This is a genomic window from Bradyrhizobium sp. S3.3.6, from assembly GCF_040546905.1.
Classification (GTDB): domain Bacteria; phylum Pseudomonadota; class Alphaproteobacteria; order Rhizobiales; family Xanthobacteraceae; genus Bradyrhizobium; species Bradyrhizobium cytisi.
The window spans coordinates 179,580-200,486 of the sequence record NZ_JBEPOT010000017.1 but is presented as its reverse complement, the minus strand read 5'-3'; the positions used below and the strand labels follow the sequence as shown (position 1 = coordinate 200,486).

Annotated in this window: 16 protein-coding genes and 1 pseudogene; 7 read left to right on the top strand and 10 right to left on the bottom strand. The window is 64.1% G+C overall.

Going from position 1 to position 20,907, the window contains the following annotated elements; all coding sequences use genetic code 11:
- The 6 genes and pseudogenes from ABID59_RS34680 to ABID59_RS34655 form a co-directional block, all read left to right on the top strand.
- Positions 1-252, top strand: a 252-nt coding sequence (locus ABID59_RS34680; protein WP_354086342.1) for a hypothetical protein, incomplete at its 5' end; no start/stop codon positions are given.
- A gap of 138 nt (positions 253-390) precedes the next feature.
- The gene (locus ABID59_RS34675; RefSeq protein ID WP_148749002.1) at positions 391-1,440 is read left to right on the top strand and encodes a LysR family transcriptional regulator; all 1,050 of its coding nucleotides are present in this window, start codon (positions 391-393) and stop codon (positions 1,438-1,440) included.
- Positions 1,441-1,469: 29 nt separating this feature from the next.
- On the top strand, positions 1,470-1,841 hold the full coding sequence (locus ABID59_RS34670; protein WP_014497036.1) for a helix-turn-helix domain-containing protein: 372 nt from the start codon (positions 1,470-1,472) through the stop codon (positions 1,839-1,841).
- 367 nt (positions 1,842-2,208) lie between these two features.
- The gene (locus tag ABID59_RS34665) at positions 2,209-3,570 is read left to right on the top strand and encodes a L,D-transpeptidase family protein (protein ID WP_354086341.1); all 1,362 of its coding nucleotides are present in this window, start codon (positions 2,209-2,211) and stop codon (positions 3,568-3,570) included.
- A 108-nt stretch (positions 3,571-3,678) separates the two neighbouring features.
- A pseudogene (locus ABID59_RS34660) lies at positions 3,679-4,486 on the top strand (enoyl-CoA hydratase).
- Positions 4,487-4,620: 134 nt separating this feature from the next.
- On the top strand, positions 4,621-4,908 hold the full coding sequence (locus ABID59_RS34655; RefSeq protein WP_354086340.1) for a hypothetical protein: 288 nt from the start codon (positions 4,621-4,623) through the stop codon (positions 4,906-4,908).
- 161 nt (positions 4,909-5,069) lie between these two features.
- Here ABID59_RS34655 and ABID59_RS34650 read toward each other — a convergent pair whose 3' ends face one another.
- The 4 genes from ABID59_RS34650 to ABID59_RS34635 all read right to left on the bottom strand — a co-directional run bounded on the left by ABID59_RS34650 (position 5,070) and on the right by ABID59_RS34635 (position 10,609).
- Positions 5,070-6,584, bottom strand: a complete 1,515-nt coding sequence (locus tag ABID59_RS34650; protein WP_354086339.1) for a DUF5939 domain-containing protein — start codon at positions 6,582-6,584, stop codon at positions 5,070-5,072.
- 481 nt (positions 6,585-7,065) lie between these two features.
- Positions 7,066-8,145, bottom strand: a complete 1,080-nt coding sequence (locus ABID59_RS34645; protein ID WP_354086338.1) for an isocitrate/isopropylmalate dehydrogenase family protein — start codon at positions 8,143-8,145, stop codon at positions 7,066-7,068.
- Positions 8,146-8,270: 125 nt separating this feature from the next.
- Positions 8,271-9,338, bottom strand: coding sequence for an alcohol dehydrogenase (locus ABID59_RS34640; protein ID WP_354086337.1), 1,068 nt, complete (start codon positions 9,336-9,338; stop codon positions 8,271-8,273).
- A 74-nt stretch (positions 9,339-9,412) separates the two neighbouring features.
- Positions 9,413-10,609: a CaiB/BaiF CoA transferase family protein gene (locus tag ABID59_RS34635; protein WP_354086336.1), complete on the bottom strand. Its 1,197-nt coding sequence runs from the start codon at positions 10,607-10,609 to the stop codon at positions 9,413-9,415.
- A 195-nt stretch (positions 10,610-10,804) separates the two neighbouring features.
- Here ABID59_RS34635 and glgA point away from each other — a divergent pair, with 195 nt between their 5' ends.
- A complete protein-coding gene (gene glgA / locus ABID59_RS34630) occupies positions 10,805-12,220 on the top strand; it encodes a glycogen synthase GlgA (protein WP_354086335.1) in 1,416 nt (471 codons plus the stop codon).
- A gap of 138 nt (positions 12,221-12,358) precedes the next feature.
- Here the strand turns inward: glgA and ABID59_RS34625 are convergent, their stop codons facing one another.
- From ABID59_RS34625 to ABID59_RS34600, 6 genes are all read right to left on the bottom strand, one after another.
- Positions 12,359-13,309, bottom strand: a complete 951-nt coding sequence (locus ABID59_RS34625) for an oxygenase MpaB family protein (protein ID WP_354086334.1) — start codon at positions 13,307-13,309, stop codon at positions 12,359-12,361.
- Positions 13,310-13,393: 84 nt separating this feature from the next.
- Complete coding sequence (locus ABID59_RS34620) at positions 13,394-14,533, bottom strand: patatin-like phospholipase family protein (protein WP_502916849.1); 1,140 nt, start codon at positions 14,531-14,533, stop codon at positions 13,394-13,396.
- A 225-nt stretch (positions 14,534-14,758) separates the two neighbouring features.
- A complete protein-coding gene (locus ABID59_RS34615; protein ID WP_354086333.1) occupies positions 14,759-16,111 on the bottom strand; it encodes an MFS transporter in 1,353 nt (450 codons plus the stop codon).
- Positions 16,108-16,629, bottom strand: coding sequence for a PRC-barrel domain-containing protein (locus tag ABID59_RS34610; protein WP_187434597.1), 522 nt, complete (start codon positions 16,627-16,629; stop codon positions 16,108-16,110). Before ABID59_RS34610 ends, ABID59_RS34615 begins: the two co-directional genes overlap by 4 nt.
- Before the next feature lie 22 nt (positions 16,630-16,651).
- Positions 16,652-18,856 carry an amylo-alpha-1,6-glucosidase gene (locus tag ABID59_RS34605; RefSeq protein WP_354086332.1) on the bottom strand — a complete coding sequence of 735 codons (2,205 nt, stop codon included), beginning with the start codon at positions 18,854-18,856 and terminating at the stop codon, positions 16,652-16,654.
- A gap of 59 nt (positions 18,857-18,915) precedes the next feature.
- Complete coding sequence (locus tag ABID59_RS34600) at positions 18,916-20,679, bottom strand: ABC transporter ATP-binding protein (protein WP_354086330.1); 1,764 nt, start codon at positions 20,677-20,679, stop codon at positions 18,916-18,918.
- Positions 20,680-20,907: the final 228 nt, after the last annotated feature.

The following is a 20,907-nucleotide window of genomic DNA, read 5'->3' as shown; positions in this document are numbered from 1 at the left end:
CGCCTGGAGCTGAAACGCCTGGAGCTGAAACGCCTGGAGCTGAAACGCCTGGAGCTGAAACGCCTGGAGCTGAAACGCCTGGAGCTGAAACGCCTGGAGCTGAAACGCCTCGGCCCGCGCGATCGATCCATCCTGCGAGCGCGCGCGGCATTTCGCACGCCACCCTCAGGTCCAATTGGACCCGGCAATCCCGCAGCCATGGTAAGGCTCGCAACGGAACGCACGTGTACCCCTCTTCCGGGCAACAACTAGCCCGATTCCCAACCCCAAGCACACTAAAATACCACTTCGGGCGCGGTAAGTATGGCGTTTAAAACTCACCGTTCCCCAACCCGTCGTGGTTGTGGTTTGCGCTAGATTCTGCCAGTTTAGCGCCCCGAAGGGACTTGTATGCACTCCTTGGCGGAAAGGGGCGTTCCACTGGAGGAACGCCTAAAGACAAACATCAGCGGCCTCTCCGATTGGGATGCGGCCCGCATCTTCTTGGAAGTCGTTCGATGCGGCAGCTTCCGCTCGGCGGCAGAACGCTTGTCTCTGTCGATCAACGCTGTCCGCCGCCGGATCGATGATTTTGAGCGCCAGACCGGCACCACCCTGTTCACACGCGATGTCCACGGCACCCATCTCACCGATGAAGGCGCGCTGGTGGTCTCCGCCGTCGAGCGCATGGAGGCGGCGGCCTTCGACGTGTTGCGCACCAGCGATTCAACCGCCAACGCCCTCACCGGCGAGGTTCGCGTCGCCGTCACCGAGGGACTGGGCACCTTCTGGCTCGCCCCCCGGCTGGTGGAATTCCAGCAAGCCTATCCGAATATCCTGGTCGACCTGCATTGCGCGATGCGCTCGGCGGACGTTTCCCGCCACGAGGCCGACGTCGCCATCCATCTGTCGCGGCCGTCGGCGCTCGACGTCAAGCTGGTGCGGCTCGGCCGCATGCATTTGATGTTCTGGGCTTCGGAAAAATACCTTGAAAAATATGGCACGCCGCACTCGGCGCTCGAATTGATCAAGCACCGCCTGGTGCTGCAATTCGCCGACCAGCTCGCCGCCAAGGAAACTTTCGAGAGCTTCTTCCCGGGCGTTCCGGAGCGTGACCTTCTGGTCATGAAGACCAACGTCTCAAGCGCCAATTACTGGGCTGTCGCGAATGGAGCCGGAATCGGCGTATTCCCGAGCTATGCCATTGCGCTTGGCGGGAAGTTGATTCCACTGGAGGTCGAGTTGAACCGACCGCTGGATATCTGGTTGTCCTACCACCCTGGTAGCGGCCGGATTCCCCGCGTGCGGCACATGATTGATTGGCTGATCGAAGCTTTCAATCCGGCTCGCTTCCCGTGGTTTAAGGAAGAGTTCGTGCATCCGCATGAATTCAAGGACTCGTATATGGGCGAACCCCTGACCCAGCTCTTCGGGGGATTTTCAACCGAAGAACAAAGGTGAAAACCAAAATGAAAGCAGCGGCGAAAAGGATGAAGCAGCGCAGTGCCGGCAAGCCGGACATCGAGCTTGGCAAGCGGATCCGTCTGCGGCGCGTCGAGATGAAGATCTCGCAGGCTGAGCTCGGCGAAAAGCTCGGCGTGAGCTTCCAGCAGGTCCAGAAATACGAGAAGGGCGTCAACCGCGTCGGCGCGGCTCGGCTTCAGCAGATCGCCACCGCCCTCGATGTGCCCGTGACCTTCTTCTATGACGGCGACAACAAGGCCCGCGAAGTCGAAAGCCTCCTGTTCCTGGACTCGGCTTTCAGCCTCCGCCTGCTGCGCGCCTACAGCAAGATCAAGGATCAGACGGTGCAGCGTCAGCTCGTCTCGCTGATGGAATCGATCGCGGCGAACGAAGCCTGATCGATCGACGGCCTGGCCTTCACGGCCAATGTTCAATCCGCCGCGTCGCGGGGGCGCGGCTGGATTGGGCGAGGCCCGATTGGCAGGATGAAGCCTGATTGGCAGGAGAAAGGCGTGCGCACCTTACGCGCGCGGCCTTCGATTTTTGGGGCGGCATGACCGCCCCTTTTTTTGGTATTCGTCGCAGTTTACGCGAACCCGTCCCAACCTTGTTGCGACCTACTCGAGAGCCTCCGCGTTGGACGCGCAGGGGCCTCGATGCGCTTAATGGGACCGCAACCCTGATGCCCTAGCTTCCCGCCGATTTCGCTGATCGGCGCACGCAGCACAGCGGCCGGGAATTGCCTCTTGGGGGAAAACCAGACAGATGTCGAAACGCCATGCCGTGATCATTGCCATGGGCCTCATCGTCAGCGCCTCTGCGCTTGCGCAGACCGAGACCACGGGCCAGGCCGGGCCCAAGGCCGGCACCTCGTCCGCCACCCCGTCCGGCACAGTGCCGGCGACCGCCAACCCGGCTCACGCAGCCGCGCCCAAAGCCGCCGCTGCGGCACCGGCTTCGACCGCCGAGAGCCGCTCGGCCGCAGCGCTCGCGCTGACGCATGAGCCGACCTATGACGAAGGCACCGCCCAGCGCATCAAGGACGCGGCGCTGAGCTATTCCGATCTTGCGGTGCGCGGCGGCTGGCCGACGATCCCTGCGGACGCCAGGTTCGCGCCCGGCGTGCAAGGCACCAATGACGACCTTCTGCGCAAGCGGCTGATTCTCGCGGGCGACCTCGCTGCCGAGAAGGCGAGTGGTGCTTTCGACCAGGATCTCGCGGACGGTGTGAAGCGCTTCCAAGCCCGCCACGGTCTTGCGCCGACGGGCACGATGACGCCGCGCACGCTCGCGGCCATGAACGTCACAGTGCAAAAGCGCATCCGGCAACTGGAAGCGTCGCTCGAGCGGCTCGAGAACACCAACTTCAGCTTCGGCCCGCGCTATGTCGTGGTCAACATCCCCGCCGCCTTCGCCGAGGCGGTCGAGAACGACGTCGTGGTGCGGCGCTATCGCGTCATCGTCGGCAAGACCGAAAAACCGTCGCCGACGCTGACGGCCCAGATCACCGGCGTGGTGCTGAACCCGACCTGGACGGTGCCCTCCTCGATCGCCAAGACCGAGATCTCCGCACATATGCGCAAGGACCCGACCTATCTGTCGCGCATGCACATGGAGGTGCTCGACGGCCACGACAATCCGATCGATCCGCATTCGGTCGACTGGTCGGGCACGCACACGCCGAATTTCACCGTGCGCCAGCAGAATGGCACCTTCAACGCGCTCGGCGCGGTGAAGATCGACATGCCGAACTCCTATTCGGTCTACATGCACGACACCAACCAGCGCAATCTGTTCAGCGACGACTACCGCTTCGATTCCCACGGCTGCTCCCGCGTCGACAATGTGCGCGATCTCGCCGCCTGGCTGCTCAAGGACCAGCCGAAATGGAGCCGCGCCGCGATCGATGCGGAAATCGCCACCGGTCAGCATCAGGAGGTCGCGATGGCCAGGAAGGTGCCGGTGGCCTGGATCTATCTCACCGCGTGGATGACCAGGGACCAGTCCATCCAGTTCCGCAGCGACGTCTATAGCCAGGACGAGCAGTTGCTGGAGGCAACCGCCGAAGAAGCCGCGTTCTTCAGCAATGCCGGCAATCATCCGCTGACCGCGCATATGGCGCAGTAGACATGCAATCGCGGCACGGGCTGATGCAAATCCCCTCGCCCCGCCGCGGTTGACCTGGGCCTCGGCCCGGTCGCACATTGCGCCTCGTCAACGACAAGCGAGCGCGCGATGCCCGATCTCTCCCATGAAGCTCCCTACGCCGACGGCAAGATCATCACGGAGGTCGCCGACGGCGTCGGTGTGATCACCTTCAACAATCCCGACAAGCGCAACGCGATGTCGCTGGAGATGTGGGAGCGAAGCGCTGACAGCCTTGCGCGACGACGATTCAGTGCGCGTCGTGATCATGCGCGGCGCCGGCGGCAAGGCGTTCGTCTCCGGCGCCGACATCAGCCAGTTCGAGAAAAACCGCCATAATGCGGCGGCCTCCGAGGAGTACGGCAAGCGCAGCGCCGCCCAGCGCGCGCTGCTCGCCGACTACCCGAAGCCGACGATTGCCTGCATCCAGGGTTTTTGCCTCGGCGGCGGCATGCAGGTCGCGATGCTGGCCGACATCCGCATCGCCGCGCACGACAGCCAGTTCGGCATTCCCGCGGCGAAGCTCGGCATCGCCTATGGCTTTGACGGCCTGCGGCACCTGGTGTCGCTCGTCGGCCCGTCCTGGGCGCGGCTCTTGATGTACACGGGCATGCGCATCGATTCCACCGAAGCCTTGCGCATCGGCCTCGTCGAGCGCGTGATCCCCGACGACCAGCTCTGGGGCGAGACCATGGCGATTGCCGCGACGATCTCGCAGAACGCGCCGCTTGCGATCAAGGCCGCCAAGATCACCATCGCGGAGGTGCTGAAGGACGAAAGCGCACGCGACATGACCGCAATCAAGGCGATCGGCACAGCCTGCATGGACAGCGCCGATTTTCGCGAAGGCCGGCAGGCCTTCATGGAGAAGCGCAAGCCGCAGTTCCAGGGGAAGTGACTCTGAGGCAGATAAGCTGAGGCGAGCGAAGCTGAACCTTCATTCACCAAGATTAAATTCCTCGCCGCCTTGCGCTGCGATAGCAACCAATTGATCTGGCGCAAGTTCTCCCGCCACCAATGAGGGAGATCGCGATGACACTCAAACTTGCTGTTCTTGGTCTGGCTGCCCTGGGCAGCGCCGCGCTGGCGTCGGGACAAGCGCTCGCGGCGATGCCGAACGGCATTCCGCAGGCCGATCAGGTCGCAGGCGGTCCGGCCGCGCATGTCGATCAGGTGCGCATGGTCTGCAACGCCTGGGGCCGCTGCTGGTGGCGCCCGAATTATTACGGCGCCTATGGCTATTACGGCGGCCCGCGACGCTTCTATGGCTACGGCCCGCGTCCGTGGGGCTGGGGCCATCGCCACTGGCACCGCTGGTAAAGGACGAAGGGGCCGTGAGGCCCCTTTTTCCTTAAAAGCGTCGCGGGCGGTCACTCGCTCAAAACCTCAATCAGGCGAAAGCGCTGCTGGTCGGAGTGGAGCGGACACTGTCATCAGTTCGGCCGTTATCGGCGGCTTTTTGCTGGCGGCATCAGCGGGGCTCACCTCCGTGTCGGAGAAACTCCAATCCGATGAATTTCCATCTTCTGGCCGACGCCCTTCAAGTTCTCGTAGTCGCGCGATGCCGGGCGTCCTTCGACGATGTCACTGACGCCGGGGGCTTCCATGACAGCTTCGGTCAGGCACACCTCGTTGACGGCGGCAAGCCCTTGCACGCGTGCAGCAATATTCACGTCCTGTCCGAAGTAATCAATCCGGTCGTTTAGCCGTACGGCAACCGCCCTGCCTCTGTGCACACCGACCTTGAGGCCTAGCGGCCGTGAAGCGGTTTGGTTGAAGTGCAACAGTTCTTCGATCATCTCGATGGAGGCACGGACAGCATCCTGTGGGCGCTCAAATCCGGCCATGACCGCATCGCCGATCGTCTTGATGATGGTGCCAGATCGTTCTCGAATGATCTTGTTCAAGATGTCGAAGTGCTGACGAACGAGAAAATAGGCATTCACGTCGCCAACGCTTTCATACAGCGGAGTCGAATCTTTCAGATCCGTGAACAGGTAAGTCATGTCGGAGACGGCGAGGCTCTCGCGCTCGTCCACCAACTGCGTCTTGTAGAGTTCGCCGAAGCACGGGGTGAGCAGTAACCGCTTGCCAGACAGAAAGGGCTCGTATTCGACCAGATGAGGCACGAACTGGGGAGGATACTGGAGGAACCAGAAGCGGCCGCGCTCGCTCGTGCGGTTCTCAATCACGACGGTATGCTTGCTTGGGCTGACGTCGGTCGTCCGTCGAAAGGCAAAGAGTCCATCGCCCAGGACCATTTCTCTCGGCCCGATCGATCGGTCCGGAACCACGAACCGACCCGATTCGAGTTGAATTTGCGTCCCTTGGGGTCCCGCCACCTCACCGTTGGCGAAGAAGACCAGGAGCAGCTTATGGCTGAGGTCAAGCACCTCGAAACGGCCGGCCGTCACGTCAAACTCGAAGCTTCTGCATTGCTCAGCTTCAATGTCGGCAAATCCGCGTGAGAGCGCCGCGACGAGTTGTTCGTGCGTCATTCCAAGTGGAGGCCTGAAATCTCCGGAGAAATTGTAGCGCAGATAGTAGTCCTGCACGGACAGCTTCTCAGGATGGCGGAACACGATGTCGCGGACGGCATCCGAGACTGTAAAGGCAACCTGGATATAGTCATCCAACGCCACATCGTTGAGTGCGTTGCAGAACTCGCACTGGAAGCGTGGATGAATCTGGTCCAGCTCACGAAAACTGCCTGCGACCTGTGGGCAATAGGCGCAGATGAGTAGCCACTGCATCTCGAACAGGCCGACCTTGGCGGCGTGCACAAACAGGTCGATTCCATCGGCCTCACTCAACCCGTTGACGGTCGCGTACTTGATCGGGTTGACCCGAAAGAGATCATAGTCGTCGCCGGTGTGAATAAAGCGCTCGAGGTCCTGGAGCACAGACGGCGGCCAGTTCGCAGCGGATTCAAGCTCGCTCAAGCGCTGCGTCAGCACGCTTTCGTTTATAGAAGCAGGGTTCAATCCTCTCGACATGCCAGCTCCGATCGCAATTGCCGGCCTTCGCGGCCGTTGATCAAAAGCCACCCCTTACTGAATGTACCTGATTGAGGCCAAGAGGTCCGGATATTTTGGCAAGTTGGTCTGGTGCAGCGCCGATAAACCGTCTTCGAAGCCTTCAACACCATTGGCGTTCACGGCGAGCCGATCAAAGATGCGCCGGAGCGGCGTCTTTGGTAGGTAAATACCCTTTTCACAAAATACGGAAAACCTTGGCCGCCAATACGCCCATGCAGCCGGACATCGGCTTATGCCCCATCGCGTTCGAGATCGACACGTCTTGACGACCTTGATGACAAATTCGAGCAATTCATCTGCGAGCACGGGACCGTCGCCGAAAACAACGGTAAGAGTTCGACTCGCGGAGAGTCCCTCTCACCCGAATTCGCGCTTCGCTCGAAATTCGACCTCTCCCCGCAAGCGGGCGAGGTGAAAGCGCCCCGCGGTCCGATTACTCCTACAGCGCCGCGAGCACCGCCCTGGTAATATCCGCCGTGCCGTTGCTGCCGCCAAACTCGATCGGCTTGAGGCCGGCGGCATAGACCTGATCCACCGCGCGCTCGATCTGCTCGCCGGATTCCGCCGCGCTCTTGACGCCGTGCTTGTCGGCGAGCCAGTCCAGCATCATCGCCGCCGACAGGATCATGCCGGTGGGATTGGCCTTGCCCTGCCCCATGATATCAGGCGCGGTGCCGTGACACGGCTGGAACACGGCGTATTTGTCGCCGATGTCGGCCGACGGTGCCATGCCGAGGCCGCCGATCAGGCTCGCGGTGATGTCGGAGACGATGTCCCCGAACATGTTCTCCATCACCATCACGTCGAAATCCCAGGGACGCTTGACCAGCATGGCCGAGCAGGCGTCGACATAGAGGCGATCGGTTTTCACCTCGGGATGCTTCTTCGCGATCTCGTCGAAAATGCCGCGGAAGAACGCAAACGCCTTGAACACGTTCGCCTTGTCGACGCAGGCGAGCGCACCCGGCTTGCCACGTGCCTTGCGCCGCTCGGCGAGGCGAAACGAGAAGTCGAACAGGCGCTCGGAGGTCTTGCGCGTGATCACCATGGTCTCGCGCGCATCTTCATGGGTGACGACGCCCTTGCCCATCGAGGCGAACAGGCCTTCGGTGGACTCGCGGATCACGACGAGATCGATGCCGCCCTTGTCAGCGCCGACGATCGGGCTCGGCACGCCCGGAATGAGCCGCGCCGGGCGCACGCCCGCGTAGAGATCGAAGATGAAGCGCAGCTCGATCTGCGGTGCGATCTCGGTATTGTCGGGATAGCGCACCGACGGCAGGCCGCAGGCACCGAGCAGGATCGCGTCGGCTTCCTCGCACAATTTGATGGTGGAATCCGGCATCGACTTGCCGGTCGCAAGATAATTGTTGGCGCCGGCGGGCGCCTCGGTGAAGCGGAAGCGCAAGTCCGACTTCGCCTCGATCTTGCGCAACACCTCAATCGCGGGCGTCATGACTTCGGGGCCGATGCCGTCACCGGCGAGCACGGCAATGTGGAAGGCGTTGTTTGCGGACATGGGTGATTCCTAGGCGAACAAAAGAAAGGCCCGTCATTGCGAGCGAGGCGAAGCAATCCAGACTGTGTCCGCGGATGGATTTCTGGATTGCTTCGCGTCGCTCGCAATGACGGAGGAGAGAGCCGCTACGGCGTCAGCACCGTGCGCCCGACCACCGCGCCCTGCTGCAACTGCACCAGCGCGTCGTTGGCCTTGTTGAGCGGCGCCTTCGTCACCGGGATCGGCGCCACGTTCTTGGCGCGGACGAGATCGAGCAGCTCCTGCGTCTCGCGCAGGTTTCCGACATAGCTGCCCTGGATCGTCACCGCCTTGATCGGGATCAGCGGCAAGGCCCAGGTCGCGCCACCGCCGAACAGGCCGACGATAACGAGCTTGCCGCCCTTGGTCAGGCAGTCGAAGCCGAGCTGTGTCGTTGCGGCATTGCCTACGAGATCAATCACGGCGCGGATCGGGCCGCCCGCCTTCTTCGCCAGCTGCTCCAGCGCATCCGGCGCCTTGGGATCGATGGTGGCAAGCGCGCCGGCCTTTTCCGCCGCCTCGCGCTTCCTGGCATCGATATCGACCATGATCGCGCCCTTGCCGCCCATCGCCTTCAAGAGCGACAGTGCCATCAGGCCGAGACCGCCGGCGCCGAACATCACGATCGGCGTGTCAAAGTGCTGCTCGACCTTCTTCAGCGCGCTGTAGGTGGTGACGCCCGAGCAGGCATAGGGTGCGGCCGACGCGGGATCGAGCCCGTTCAGGTTGAGCAGATAGCGCGGATGCGGCACCAGCATGTGATCGGAATAGCCGCCGTCGCAATAGACGCCGAGCGAGCGCGGCGTCAGGCACATGTTCTCGTCACCGCCGAGGCACGTCGCGCATTTGCCGCAGCCGATCCAGGGATAGACCAGGCCGACATCGCCAAGCTTGAGGCCGCCCTGGTCGGTCGGCTTCACGTCGGGCCCGAAGGCCAGCACTTCGCCAACCGTCTCGTGGCCCATGGTCAGCGGCAGATTGATGCCGCGATCCTTCAGTGACAGCGGCTTGCGGCCATGGCCGAGATCATAGCCGCCTTCCCAGATGTGGAGATCGCTGTGGCAGACGCCGGCGGCCTTGACCTTGATCAGCACCTGCGTGCCTGACGGTTGCGGCGTGGCCTCGTCGAACTCCTGCAGCGGCGCCTTGAAATCAGCGACCTTGAAACTCTTCATGGCGTCCTCCCGGCATATTTCTTCGTCGCGCCACCATGGCACGGGCGGCGGGACGAGACAAACCTGGCCCTTCGTCAGCCTTGCACGGTCGTTTTGCCGGACGGAATTGGCGCGTCGTCGCCGAGGCCGAATTCGTCGCACAGCGCATCCGTGTGCTCGCCGAGCACAGAGATCGTCTTGCCCGGCGTCGTGTCAGCGCCCGTCATCCGGAACGGCAGATTGAGCACCTGGAACGCGCCGCCTCCGTCCTCCACCGACGAGAGCGCCTGCCGGTGCGCGAGCTGCGGATCGGCCAGAGCTTCCTTGATGGTGCGATAGGCCGAGGCCGGCACGCCGGCAGCGCTCAAAGCCACAAGGCATGCATTGGTCGTGAGCCGCTTCGACCAGGCCTCGACGCCGTCCATCATGTCGGCCCAGTTCTCGCGCCGCGGAGCATAGGAGGAGAAGCGCGGATCGGAGATCCATTCGGGCCGCCCGATCACACCCATCAGGCACTGAAACGTCTTCTCGCTGGCGACCGTGATCATGACATAGCCGTTGGCGGTCTCGGTCGGGCCGAACATCGGACGCGGCGGCGGCTTCACCGCGAATTGCGAGCTCTGCAATTCGATCACCGTCAAGGTCAGCATCGATTCCAGCATGGAGACGTCGATGTGCTGGCCGAGCCCGGTCACGGTGCGCTGATAGAGCGCGGACGCAATCGCGCCAAAGCCATAGGTACCGGTGACGACATCGGCATGGTAGATGCCGCAATAGTCCGGACGGTTGCGGCCCGGCTGGTAGGCGAGATGCGCCATGTCATAGCCGGAGGCGGCATGGATCACCGGCGCGTAGGCCGGCAGCTCGGCCGAGGGACCGGTCTGGCCATAGCCCGAGATCGAGCAATAGATCAGCCTGGGGTTGACCGGGCGGAGGCTGTCATAGTCGAGCCGCAGCCGGCGCATCACGCCCGGGCGAAAATTCTCGACCAGGATGTCAGCGGCGGCGACCAGCCGGCGGACCGCCTCCCTGCCGTCCTCGGACTTGAGGTCGAGCACCACGCTCTTCTTGCCGACATTGAGCTGGCCGAACACGGTGCTGCAGCCTTTACGCAGCGGCGGCCGCGTCCGCATCGTCTCGCCGCCCTCGGTTTCGATCTTGATAACCTCGGCGCCCATGTCGGCCAGCATCCGCGCGCAATGCGGGCCGGCAATGGTGGTCGAAAAATCCAGGACCCGCAGACCCGCGAAGGCCTTTGTCGTCGTGTCTTCGTGCTTATCTGCTAGCTGCATGCCGGCCACGTCTCCTTGCCGCCCCTTAGGAACTATCGATGTTCTCTCTTGTTGCTGCGCCGACCCTAGAGGGCGGCGGCTGAGTAGGAAAGTCTTTACCGAACCGATGCGTCTCGTGGGGGGCTTGAGCGTTTCCGGGACAACTGGACCCGATCTTGCATAGCAGCAATCGGGATCGGAAGAGGGCAATCGTTCTTGAGGGTCTTATTCGTCACCACGGAGATGGACGACTTCGTCCGCGTCGGCGGACTTGGTGCTGTTTCCGCTGCCCTCCCTCGAGCGCTCCGCCCCTTCGCCGATATCCGGATCATGCTGCCCGGCTATCGCGACATCATCGAGCATCTCACGCATATTCAGGTCGTTGGCCGCTGCCCGGCATTTGCGGAGATGCCGGCCTGCTCGCTCGGCCGGGCCGCCACCAAGGACGGCCTGCCGGTTTATGTGCTGTTGTGCTCACAACTCTACGACCGTCCCGGCAATCCCTATGGCGACGAGTCCGGGCGCGACTGGCCGGACAACGACATTCGCTTCGCGCGGCTCGCCTCGGCGGCCGCTGAGCTTGCCATGGGCAAGCTGGACAAGAATTGGGCAGCAGATCTGGTCCATGCCAATGACTGGCAGGCCTCGCTCGTGCCGGCCTACCTCGCCTGGCGCGGCGCCAAGCTGCCGTCGATCCTGACCATCCACAACCTCGCCTATCAGGGTCTCTTCCCGAAGGACTCGCTGCGGCGGATCGGCGTCCCCGAAAGCTCCTTCCACATCGACGGCGTCGAGTTCTACGACCAGCTCTCCTTCCTCAAGGCTGGCCTCGTCTATGCTTCGCATCTCACCACCGTCAGCGGCACCTATGCGCGCGAGATCACGACGGAGGAATTCGGCTGCGGCCTCGAAGGACTGCTGCGCGTCCGCTCCGAAGCGTCCGAGCTCACCGGCATCCTCAACGGCATCGACGAGAGCTGGGACCCGCGCTCCTGCGCCCAGCTCGCGCAGCAATTCGGCGCCGGCGACTGGGTCGGCAAGAAGGCCAACGCGGACTACGTACGCAAGCAGTTCGGCCTCGCGGTCTCGCGCGGGCCGATGTTTGCGATCGTCGCGCGGCTCGTGCACCAGAAAGGCATCGACCTCGTGCTATCGGCCGCCGACGAGATCGTCGATGCCGGCGGGCAGATCGTGGTCACCGGCTCCGGCGAGCCCTCGCTCGAGCAGGCGCTGATCGATGCCCATCGCCGCCGCCCCGACGCCATCGGCGTCACCATCGGCTTCAACGACGCCCAGGCGCGGCGCATCTTTGCCGGCAGCGATTTTACGCTGATGCCGTCGCGCTTCGAGCCGTGCGGGCTTAGCCAGATGTATGCCCAGCGTTTTGGCTCGCTGCCGATCGGTCACCAGACCGGCGGCCTCGCCGAAACCATCACAGACGGCGAGACCGGCTTTTTGTTCTCAAGACCCTCGCACGAGTCCTTCCTCGGCGGCGTCCGCCGCGCCTTCGAGGCGTTCATGGCCCAGGACCAGCTCGACACCATGCGCCGCAGCGCGATGGGCCGGTCGTTCTCGTGGAGCATCTCGGCCGGAAGTTACAGCGCGCTGTATCGGAAGCTCGCGGCGGCGTGAGGGCACGACGGCCGCTACCACATTCTCCGTCATTGCGAGCGAAGCGAAGCAATCCAGAATCCCTCTGCGGAAGCAGTCTGGATTGCTTCGTCGCAAGAGCTCCTCGCAATGACGGTGCTTGTGGCGAGCACCGAGCGCTCACCCCTTCCCGCGCACGTCCATCTGCGGCCGGCCGATCCAGGCGCGGTTGAGGCAGCGGGTCATCCAGTCGGGCTGTGGTTCGCCGCGCAGCCGGGCCTGCGCTTCCTGATAGGGGCCGACATAGCGCAGCCGATCCGGCAATTTCGGATAGATCCGCTTGATCCATCGCAGCGCGTTGTCAGCGGATTTGGCGTGCTGCTCATCAAGCTCAAACCCAAAGCCTGCGCGCAGACGCTCCGGCAGCAGGCTTGCCGTGAGTGCGCGATACCATCGCGGCGGCCGCAGCCACGGGCGCGCGCCGCCAAAGATCTGCGCGGCGATCTCGCGCGCGGCCGGGCTAACGGTCAGCGTGTCCGACTGCGTCATCGCTGCGGCGTAGGCTGCGAAGCCGGACCAGTCGGCCGGCAGATCATCGCCCGTCAGCCCGAACAGCGCGCCAAACGTCCGGCTCTCGGTCCAGTAGCGCTCGCGCTCCTCCACCGAGAGCGGCGGCAGGACCAGATCGTGCGCCATCAGCGCGGTCTCGACCAGCGTGGCGTGAACCCAGCGCAGCGACGGGATGTCGTTGGCGCAATAGCGCGAACCCACAGCGAAGGGACCGACGGTCTCGGGCATCTGGCCGACGATCATGCTGTGGCGCCGATGCAGTTGCCGGGATGACAGCATGGCGCGGTCGAGCGAGCCGAACACCAGGGCGAACACGATGTCGAAGGTGCGGTGGAAGCGCCCGATCGGATCGGCTAGGGTGTTGGAATGCTCTGCGATGGCGGCCGCGACCCAGGGATGCGCGAGTTGAAGCAGCAGCGCACGGCCGGCGCCAAGAAAGATGACCGCCTCCCGATCGATCCGCCAGGTCACCGTGTCAGGACCGAACACGCCGGGCACCGGTCCCGGCGCATTGGCGCGGACCTGATCGAGAGCCCATTCCAGATCGTACCCGGTCACCACTTGCAGAGCCTTCCGATTGCGGACGAAAGCCGACGATCCGCAAGGCCTATGGCAATTCGATGAAGCGAACGGCCGCTTATGGCGCTATTCCGCGGCCAGCGGCATCTCGTCGATATGCTCGTGCAGCACCACGCCCGACAGCGGATCGAATTCGCCGGTCCACGGCGCGCGCGTCAGCACCGACCTTGTATGCGCGTAACCGGCGTCCCAGCGCCGCATGATGCCGGACGGGCTGAAGTCGATGTCCTTGGTGTGGGTCTCGCGACCGAGCTGCGGTGCCAGCAACCGCACCACATGCATGCGCGTCGAGCAGCCATAGCCGATCAGATCCCTCACCGCGGGATCATCGCGCTCGCTCGCGGGCAATCGGGCCGCAAGCTGGTTGATGACGTGGCGCAGCCGATGGGCCTGCTGCTGGCGCTCGATCTGGCTCGCGATCCGGCTGGAATATTGCACGTCCTTGTGGCGGGTCAGCACCTCCCCCATCGTGGTCGGCTCGGCACCGGCGGGATTCCACAGATGCACGGAGAAGATCAGCGAGTCCCTCCGAGGATTGTCGTCGAATACGGCCTCCGTCGGCGAGTTCGAGAGAATGCCGCCGTCCCAATAAAGCTCGCCGTCGATACGCACCGCCGGGAAGGCCGGCGGTAGCGCGCCCGAGGCCATGACGTGCTTCACCGTCAGCTCACCGTCGCGGCTGTCGAAATAGCGCATCCGGCTGGTGCCGACATGGGCCGCCCCGACCGTGAGACGCGGCGCGCCGCGATTGGCGAGGCCGAAATCGACGAGCTCGCGCAGCGTGGTCTCCAGCGGCGCAGTCGTATAATAGCCGGCGCGATCGGCGCCGAGCGGATAGGACTCGCCGGCATGCGCAAGTGGATTGGGCCGGAAAAAGCCGGGAATGCCGCGGGTGACAGTCGACCAATAGGCCAGCTTGTCGTCGAAGCCGGGAACGCCAGTGCGCAGAGGAGTCTGCTCCATCCGTTTCCAGAACTCCTTCAGGCGCGCGAGCCTGTTTTCCGGCGCGTTGCCTGCGATCAGGCTCGCATTGATGGCCCCGATCGAGGTGCCGATGACCCAGTCCGGCTCGATGCCCGCCTCGTGCAAGGCCTGGTACACGCCCGCCTGATAGGAGCCGAGCGCACCGCCGCCTTGCAGCACCAGCACGATTTGTCCCGGCAGGTCCCTGCACCTGCCCGCCTCGGCATTGCCCTGCATGCTCATCACGCTCCTGCTCCAGAGAGCCTGTCTCTATCTTCGCAAATCCTCCGGCATTGTTACGCCCGGCGACCGTCGGCCGTCCAGCGACGATCGTCCGGGAGGGAGCTGCATATGACCGCAGGGCGGACAGAGCGTTGACGCTTCGCAAGCTTTACTGCGCAACAGTCAGCGCCTGCACAGTCTTCACGCCTGATTTTGTCTTCCCCACTTATGGCCGGCTGATCTGGTTCAGCCGGCCATTTCTTTTGTCGCGATCATGCCAGTGCGCCGGGTCTCCGGCATCACGAACAGGATCAGCAACAGCCCGATCGCCGCGATGCTCGCCAGCCCGAGGAACGCGGTGGCATTGCCGAACTTGTCGCTGACATAGCCGCCAAGCGCGGTGCTCAAGGACGCACCGAGGCCGGTCGCGGTGCCGACGATGCCTTGCGCCAGATTGAAATGCCCGCTGCCGAAGGCGACGTCGGCCACGATCAACGGGATCATCACCGCGAACACAGCGGCCGTGAAGCCGTCGAACACCTGCACCAGCACCAGCAGATAGGGATCGCGCACGGTCGCGAACAGCACGCCGCGGATCGCCAGCGCGGCGAAACCGATCAGCAGCAACGGGCGCCGGCCCCAAAGCTGCGCCTTACGCCCGACGGTCGGCGACAGCAGCGCGACGATCGCCTGGGGCACGACGATGCAAAAGGCCACCAGCACCGTCGCCCACTGGCTCGACCGCGCCGTCACGGCGCTTGCCATCAGCGGCATCATCGAGGCGTTTGCGAGCTGCAACAGCAGCACGCTCAGCGCAAAGACGATGAGCGGTTTCTGCCGGATCAGATGCCAGACATTGGTGTCGCCGGGAACCGGCGCCTCGCGTGGCATCTCGCCGTGGCAGCGCGCGATGTCGACCTCCTCCTCGCGGATCCGCGACAGCGCGATCAGGGTCGGGATCGCGAGCAGGAAGCTGACGAGGAATACCGAACGGCTCGAGAGAAGATAACCGGCCGTTCCCATCACCGCGGCGGCGACGCCATTGCCGAGCGAGGCAAAACGGGCGTTGCGGCCGAGCCGTTCGCCGATCTTGAGCGGACCGACCAGGCCCAGGCTGATCGCCGCGATCGCCGGGCCCAGCACGCAGCTCGCCGCCGCATGCAAGGTGGCCGCCGCCACCACGACGGGGAAGATCGGCATCGCCGCATAGGCGAGCGCGCAGCAGCCGATGGTCGCGATCGCAAGCGCCGCAACCAGCCGCTCGGATTTCGCGGCGTCGATGATGGCGCCGCCTGGCATCTGACCGATCAGCGCGATAATGCCGCCGATCGACAGCACGAACCCGATCTCGACCTGGGTCCATTTCTGCGTGGTCAGATAGACCGCGATGAAGGGGCCGAAGCCGGTCTGCACGTCCGCGAGGAAGAAGATGAACCAGTCGAGGCCGCGCAGGCTCCGGCGCGACGGCGCCGGAATGCCCGCGATCGATGGCACGCCGGCGAAACTGTCCTGCTCAACGCGGCCGTCGCGATCCTGGGCTCCATGGTTCGGCTTCTTCGACGATGAAAGCACCGGCGGCCATCCCTCCCCGCGCCTCACTGAATCGCTTGCAGCGGTTGCAGGCTACCGGACGCGCCGAGCACGACCATCGGAGTGTCTTCCTTGTATTCCGGCGCGGCTGCGACCTGCGCCTTGGTCAATTCCAGCGTGATACTGTCCTTCTTGTTGGTGATCTTGCCGAAACGAAGCGCATTCCAGTCGACCACGATCTTGCGGCTGCCGACGCCGAGGAAGCCGCCGAAATCGATCACGGCGGCGCGCACATGGCCGGTGAGATCGACGATGACGTCGACGATATGACCCATGTCCTCGTCCGCTGCGCTGCGCACGTCCCGTCCGAGCACGCCATGGGCGTCGCTGGCGCCGATGATGGTCACCGAGGGCGGCGGCGCGGCATCCTTCGGCGTGATCGGCACCACCGAAGCCGGCGACTGCACCGTCGGCGGTGCGTTCGCCTCGGTTGCGGCTGCGGGTTGCTCTTCCGCGGCTCGCGATACGGCAACCGTCAATCCCGCGACGATCGCCACGCTCACGACCAACCATCCGGCGTTACGCATGACCCCTCCTTGCGGCGCGCCGCTAGCGCGCCAGCACGATCGACACCTGGATCTGGCCGCGCGTGCGCAGCACCTCCAGCGCCACGTCGTGGCCGTGGCGGCTGACGCGTAAGTCGACGCTGGATTCGCCCAGCCGCAGATCGCGCAAGATGACCTCGTTCAAGAACGTCGGCAATTGCGGATTGCGCAGCCGGATCTCGCAGCGCGCGACGTCGAACTCGATGCCGAGCGCCGCCTCCAGCAGCGTGAACGGCGTGGCGCTGGCCCAGGCCTGCGGCGCGCAGGCAACCGGATAGAGCGTCGGGCCGCGCCGCTTCTCGCGGCGGAAGCCGCAGAACAATTCCGGCAGCCGCCTCAGATCCATGTAGGCCGCGGCGTCGAACAGGCCCTTGAACACATGGGCCACCGAGTGTTTCAGCCCGTAATGGGCGAGCCCGAGCGCGATCAGCGCATTGTCGTGCGGCCAGATCGAGCCGTCGTGATACGACATCGGGTTGTAGCGCACCTCGCCGCGCGCGACGGTGCGAATGCCCCAGCCGGAGAAGAAGTGCGGCCGCATCAGATCGGCAGCCACAAGACGGGCGCGATCCTCCCGGATCATGCCGCTGAACAGCACCTGCCCGGCATTCGAGGTCCGCACCTCGCATCGCCGCTTGTTGCCGTCGAGGGCAAGCGCGTAGGTCCTGAGCTCCTCGCACCAGAACGCCTCTTCGAAGCGCGCGGCGAGCGTCTTGGCCTCCGCCTCAAGCCTCTTCGCGACGTCAGGCTTGCCGAGCTGCAGCGCGCATCGCGCGGCGAGCTGTTTTGCCGCGTAGACATAGCCCTGGACCTCGGCGAGCGCGATGTTGCCCTCCGCGAGCTTGCCGTCGGCATGGAAGATGGCGTCGAAAGAGTCCTTCCAACCCTGGTTGGCGAGCCCCTTTTCGGTGGCGCGCTGGTATTCGACAAAGCCGTCCTGGTCGGGGTCGCCGGGACCGTCGATCCAGGCGAGCCCCGCCTCGATCGCGGGCCACAGCTCGACCAGCGTTGTCTCGTCGCCGGTGCGCTCGAAATAGCGCCCCGCGAGCAGGACGAACAGAGCGGTCGAATCCACGCTGCCGTAATATTGCGAGAACGGCACCTCGCGCAGTGCCGCCATCTCGCCGCCGCGCATCTCATGCAGGATCTTTCCGGGTGCGGCGTCAGCGAGCGGATCGACCGCCTTGGCCTGGAAATGCGCGAGCCGCCGCAGCACGCCCCTGGCGACCCGCGGATCGACCCAGAGCATCTGCAGCGCGGTGATCAGGCCGTCGCGGCCGAACGTCGTCGAATACCAGGGAATGCCGGCATAGGGATAGCGCCCCTGCGGCGTCTCCGTCATCAGCATGTTGAGGTCGGCCATGGCCTGGCACAGCACCTCGTTGAAAATGTTGTTTGAGGTCTCGATGCTGGTCGCGCCGATCGTCGACTGCCGCATCTCGCGGCGATGCGCCAAGAGGCTCCTGAAGAATCGCGCCGGCTTCTCCGCGATCGGCCGGTTGCAGGACACGGCCACGAACAGCGATCTCGCCTCATGTGGATCGAGCTCGAGCTGCCACGTTGCGGCATTCACCGAAAGCCTGGTCGGACGCGGATCGAAATGCAGCCCGGTGGTCCGCTCGACATCGTCGAGACCACGATATTCGAACAGCACGTCTGTCGGCCCGAGCAGCTTGCTGGTGCCGGCGCCGCGCCGCGGACGCCGCTCGCCGCGCACTTCGAACAGATCGGCAAAATCGTTGTCGAACAGCAACGTCAGCTCGAAGCTGGCGCGCTGCTCGCCGTGGTTCTGCAGCCCGATGCGCTGATACGCCGTGCCGCGCCACAGGAAGATCGTCCGCACGATGTGCAGCAGGTCCTTTTGCAGGACGATGCGGCCCTGACGATAAATGTCGGGATTGGTGAGGTCGACCGTTAATCCCGAATTGTCGTCGCGCAGGTTCGAGCCGAGCAGCAACGGCTGGAGATCGTCGAGCACGAGCTCCAGCCGCGCCAGATAGCGCGTGTCATGGTTGAACAAGCCGTCCGGCCCGCCGGCCGACGCTCCGATGTCGCCGTGGCTGTCCAGCACGATAAAAGTGTCATCGTGCTTGAGCGAGCGGCGGGGCCGCGCGGCGGGCCCCGTCATCGGAATGTAGAAGGCCTGCTCCGCGACGGTCTCGACCGTCTGCGATACCGAAATGATCTTGGTTGCGGCTTCGGCTCCCATAAGCTGCTCCCCTGCGGCTTGTTGTTCGAACGCGGCCACGCAAACGCAACTGCCGGGTCTTAGGCGGCGAACTTCGCGAGCCGGCTCATTTCCTGCGTCACCAGCTCACGGTATGGGCCGTGGCCCTGCATCAGGCGGTCGGGCGCGCCGTCCTCGATGATCTTGCCATGCTTCAGCACGATCACCCGGTCGAAATTGCGCAGCGTCGCGAGACGGTGCGCGATCGCGATCACGGTGCGGCCGCGCATCAGGCGCCCCAGCGCCTCGCGGATCGCCTCCTCGGATTCGCTGTCGAGCGCGGCGGTCGCCTCGTCGAGCAGCAGGATCGGCGCGTCCTTGACGAAGGCGCGCGCGATCGCGATCCTCTGGCGCTGGCCACCGGACATCTTCACCCCGCGGTCGCCGACCATGGTGTCGAGACCGTCCGGCAGGCTGTCGATGAAATCGCAGCGCGCCGCGATCGCCGCGCGCAGCACCTCGTCGTCCGTCGCGTTGGGACGGCCGTAACGGATGTTCTCGCGGATCGAGCGATGGAACAGGGAGATGTCCTGCGGCACCACCGAGATCGCTTCGCGCAGGCTCTGCTGTGTCACCTTGGAGATGTCCTGGCCGTCGACCGTCACACTGCCCTCGTCGACATCATAGAAGCGCTGCAGCAGCGTGAACAGGGTCGACTTGCCGCCGCCGGACTGGCCGACCAGGCCGACGCGCTGGCCGGGCTGAAGGCGCAGGCTGAAGCGCTCGAAGATCTTCTCAGCCCCGGGATAGCCGAAGGTGACGTTGTTGAATGCAATCGCGGCACCGCTCTTGACCAGCGGCTCGGCCTCGGGGTGATCGCGCAAATCATGCGGCACCAGCAGCGTGGCGATCGCCTCGGTCAGGCGCGCGACATGCTGGGTGACGTCGACCAGCGCCACCGCGAGGTCGCGGGTCGCGCTCAGGATGGAGATGCCGAGGGTACAGACCAGCACGACGTCGCCGGTGGTCGCCTCACCCTGCTGCCAGAGCGTGACTGCCCAGGCCATCAGCGCAATCGTCAAAATCACGGTCACGGCGGCATGCAACAACCGCAGCTTCTCCAGATAGCGAAGGCTGCGCCCGCGCGCATTGACTTCCCGGTTCACCGTAGCATCGAACCGCTCATGCTCGTGGCCAATGCCGCAGAAGGCGCGGACCAGCGGCATGTTGCTGATGACGTCAATCATCTCGCCGTCGACGGCGGCCGCCTTGTCGGCAAAGTCGTCATGCAACGGTTTGCCGGCCGCGGCCAGATGGAACATCGCGACCACCATGCCGCCGGCGATCACGATCAGGCCGACGGCCATATAGGGGCTCACGGTTCCAATCAACGCGATTGCCGCAATTGTGGCGATGCATGGCGGCAACACATTCCAGATGAACATGTTCTCGACGGTGAACACTGCATTGGATGTGGCCGTAATGCGACTGGTCAGCATGCCCGGCATCCGGTCCGAGAAGTAGCTCGGCGCATGACCGGTCAGATGACGAAATATGTCACGGCGTAAATCGCCCGTGACACGAACAAAGGTGAAGCTCGCTGTCCAGCTCGCGATGCGCCACAGAAAGTTGTCGGCGGCAATCAGCGACATGAGCAGAATGAATGCCAGCCATACGCTACCGCCATGCGAAGTTCCCGCCGACAGGCTGTCGACAAGGGATTTGACGCCGTATTGCGTGCCTACCGAGCAGGCAACTGCCGCAACAACGGCACCCAGGATCACCAGGTGCGACGCCAAACGACGCCGCAGATAGCGCAGAACAAAGGCAAATGGCCTGCGCGCATATCCAGAAAGATGATCCATTCTCTGCGACCCCGTCATGATTTCCATTTTTCTTACTGATCGAGTGAACATCGACCGCTTCGCCTCGGTTCCCGGGCAAAGCCATCACGACATGCGGATACGGACGAACTGAGAAGGGGTGATGGCAGCATCGCGGCCACGCTGCAGTGTGACGAAGAAGTAACGTTAGTTGAGAGGAACTTCGCAAATGCGAGAACGTTCCCTCCCTGGCGTGCCGGTGCCGAACTC

Excerpts from the sequence above, each read along its gene's own strand:
- ABID59_RS34675 (WP_148749002.1), top strand. The coding sequence starts at position 391 with ATGCACTCCTTGGCGGAAAGGGGCGTTCCACTGGAGGAACGCCTAAAG.
- ABID59_RS34670 (WP_014497036.1), top strand. The coding sequence starts at position 1,470 with ATGAAGCAGCGCAGTGCCGGCAAGCCGGACATCGAGCTTGGCAAGCGG.
- ABID59_RS34665 (WP_354086341.1), top strand. The coding sequence starts at position 2,209 with ATGTCGAAACGCCATGCCGTGATCATTGCCATGGGCCTCATCGTCAGC.
- ABID59_RS34655 (WP_354086340.1), top strand. The coding sequence starts at position 4,621 with ATGACACTCAAACTTGCTGTTCTTGGTCTGGCTGCCCTGGGCAGCGCC.
- ABID59_RS34650 (WP_354086339.1), bottom strand. The coding sequence starts at position 6,584 with ATGTCGAGAGGATTGAACCCTGCTTCTATAAACGAAAGCGTGCTGACG.
- ABID59_RS34645 (WP_354086338.1), bottom strand. The coding sequence starts at position 8,145 with ATGTCCGCAAACAACGCCTTCCACATTGCCGTGCTCGCCGGTGACGGC.
- ABID59_RS34640 (WP_354086337.1), bottom strand. The coding sequence starts at position 9,338 with ATGAAGAGTTTCAAGGTCGCTGATTTCAAGGCGCCGCTGCAGGAGTTC.
- ABID59_RS34635 (WP_354086336.1), bottom strand. The coding sequence starts at position 10,609 with ATGCAGCTAGCAGATAAGCACGAAGACACGACGACAAAGGCCTTCGCG.
- ABID59_RS34620 (WP_502916849.1), bottom strand. The coding sequence starts at position 14,533 with ATGAGCATGCAGGGCAATGCCGAGGCGGGCAGGTGCAGGGACCTGCCG.
- ABID59_RS34610 (WP_187434597.1), bottom strand. The coding sequence starts at position 16,629 with ATGCGTAACGCCGGATGGTTGGTCGTGAGCGTGGCGATCGTCGCGGGA.
- ABID59_RS34605 (WP_354086332.1), bottom strand. The coding sequence starts at position 18,856 with ATGGGAGCCGAAGCCGCAACCAAGATCATTTCGGTATCGCAGACGGTC.
- ABID59_RS34600 (WP_354086330.1), bottom strand. The coding sequence starts at position 20,679 with ATGGATCATCTTTCTGGATATGCGCGCAGGCCATTTGCCTTTGTTCTG.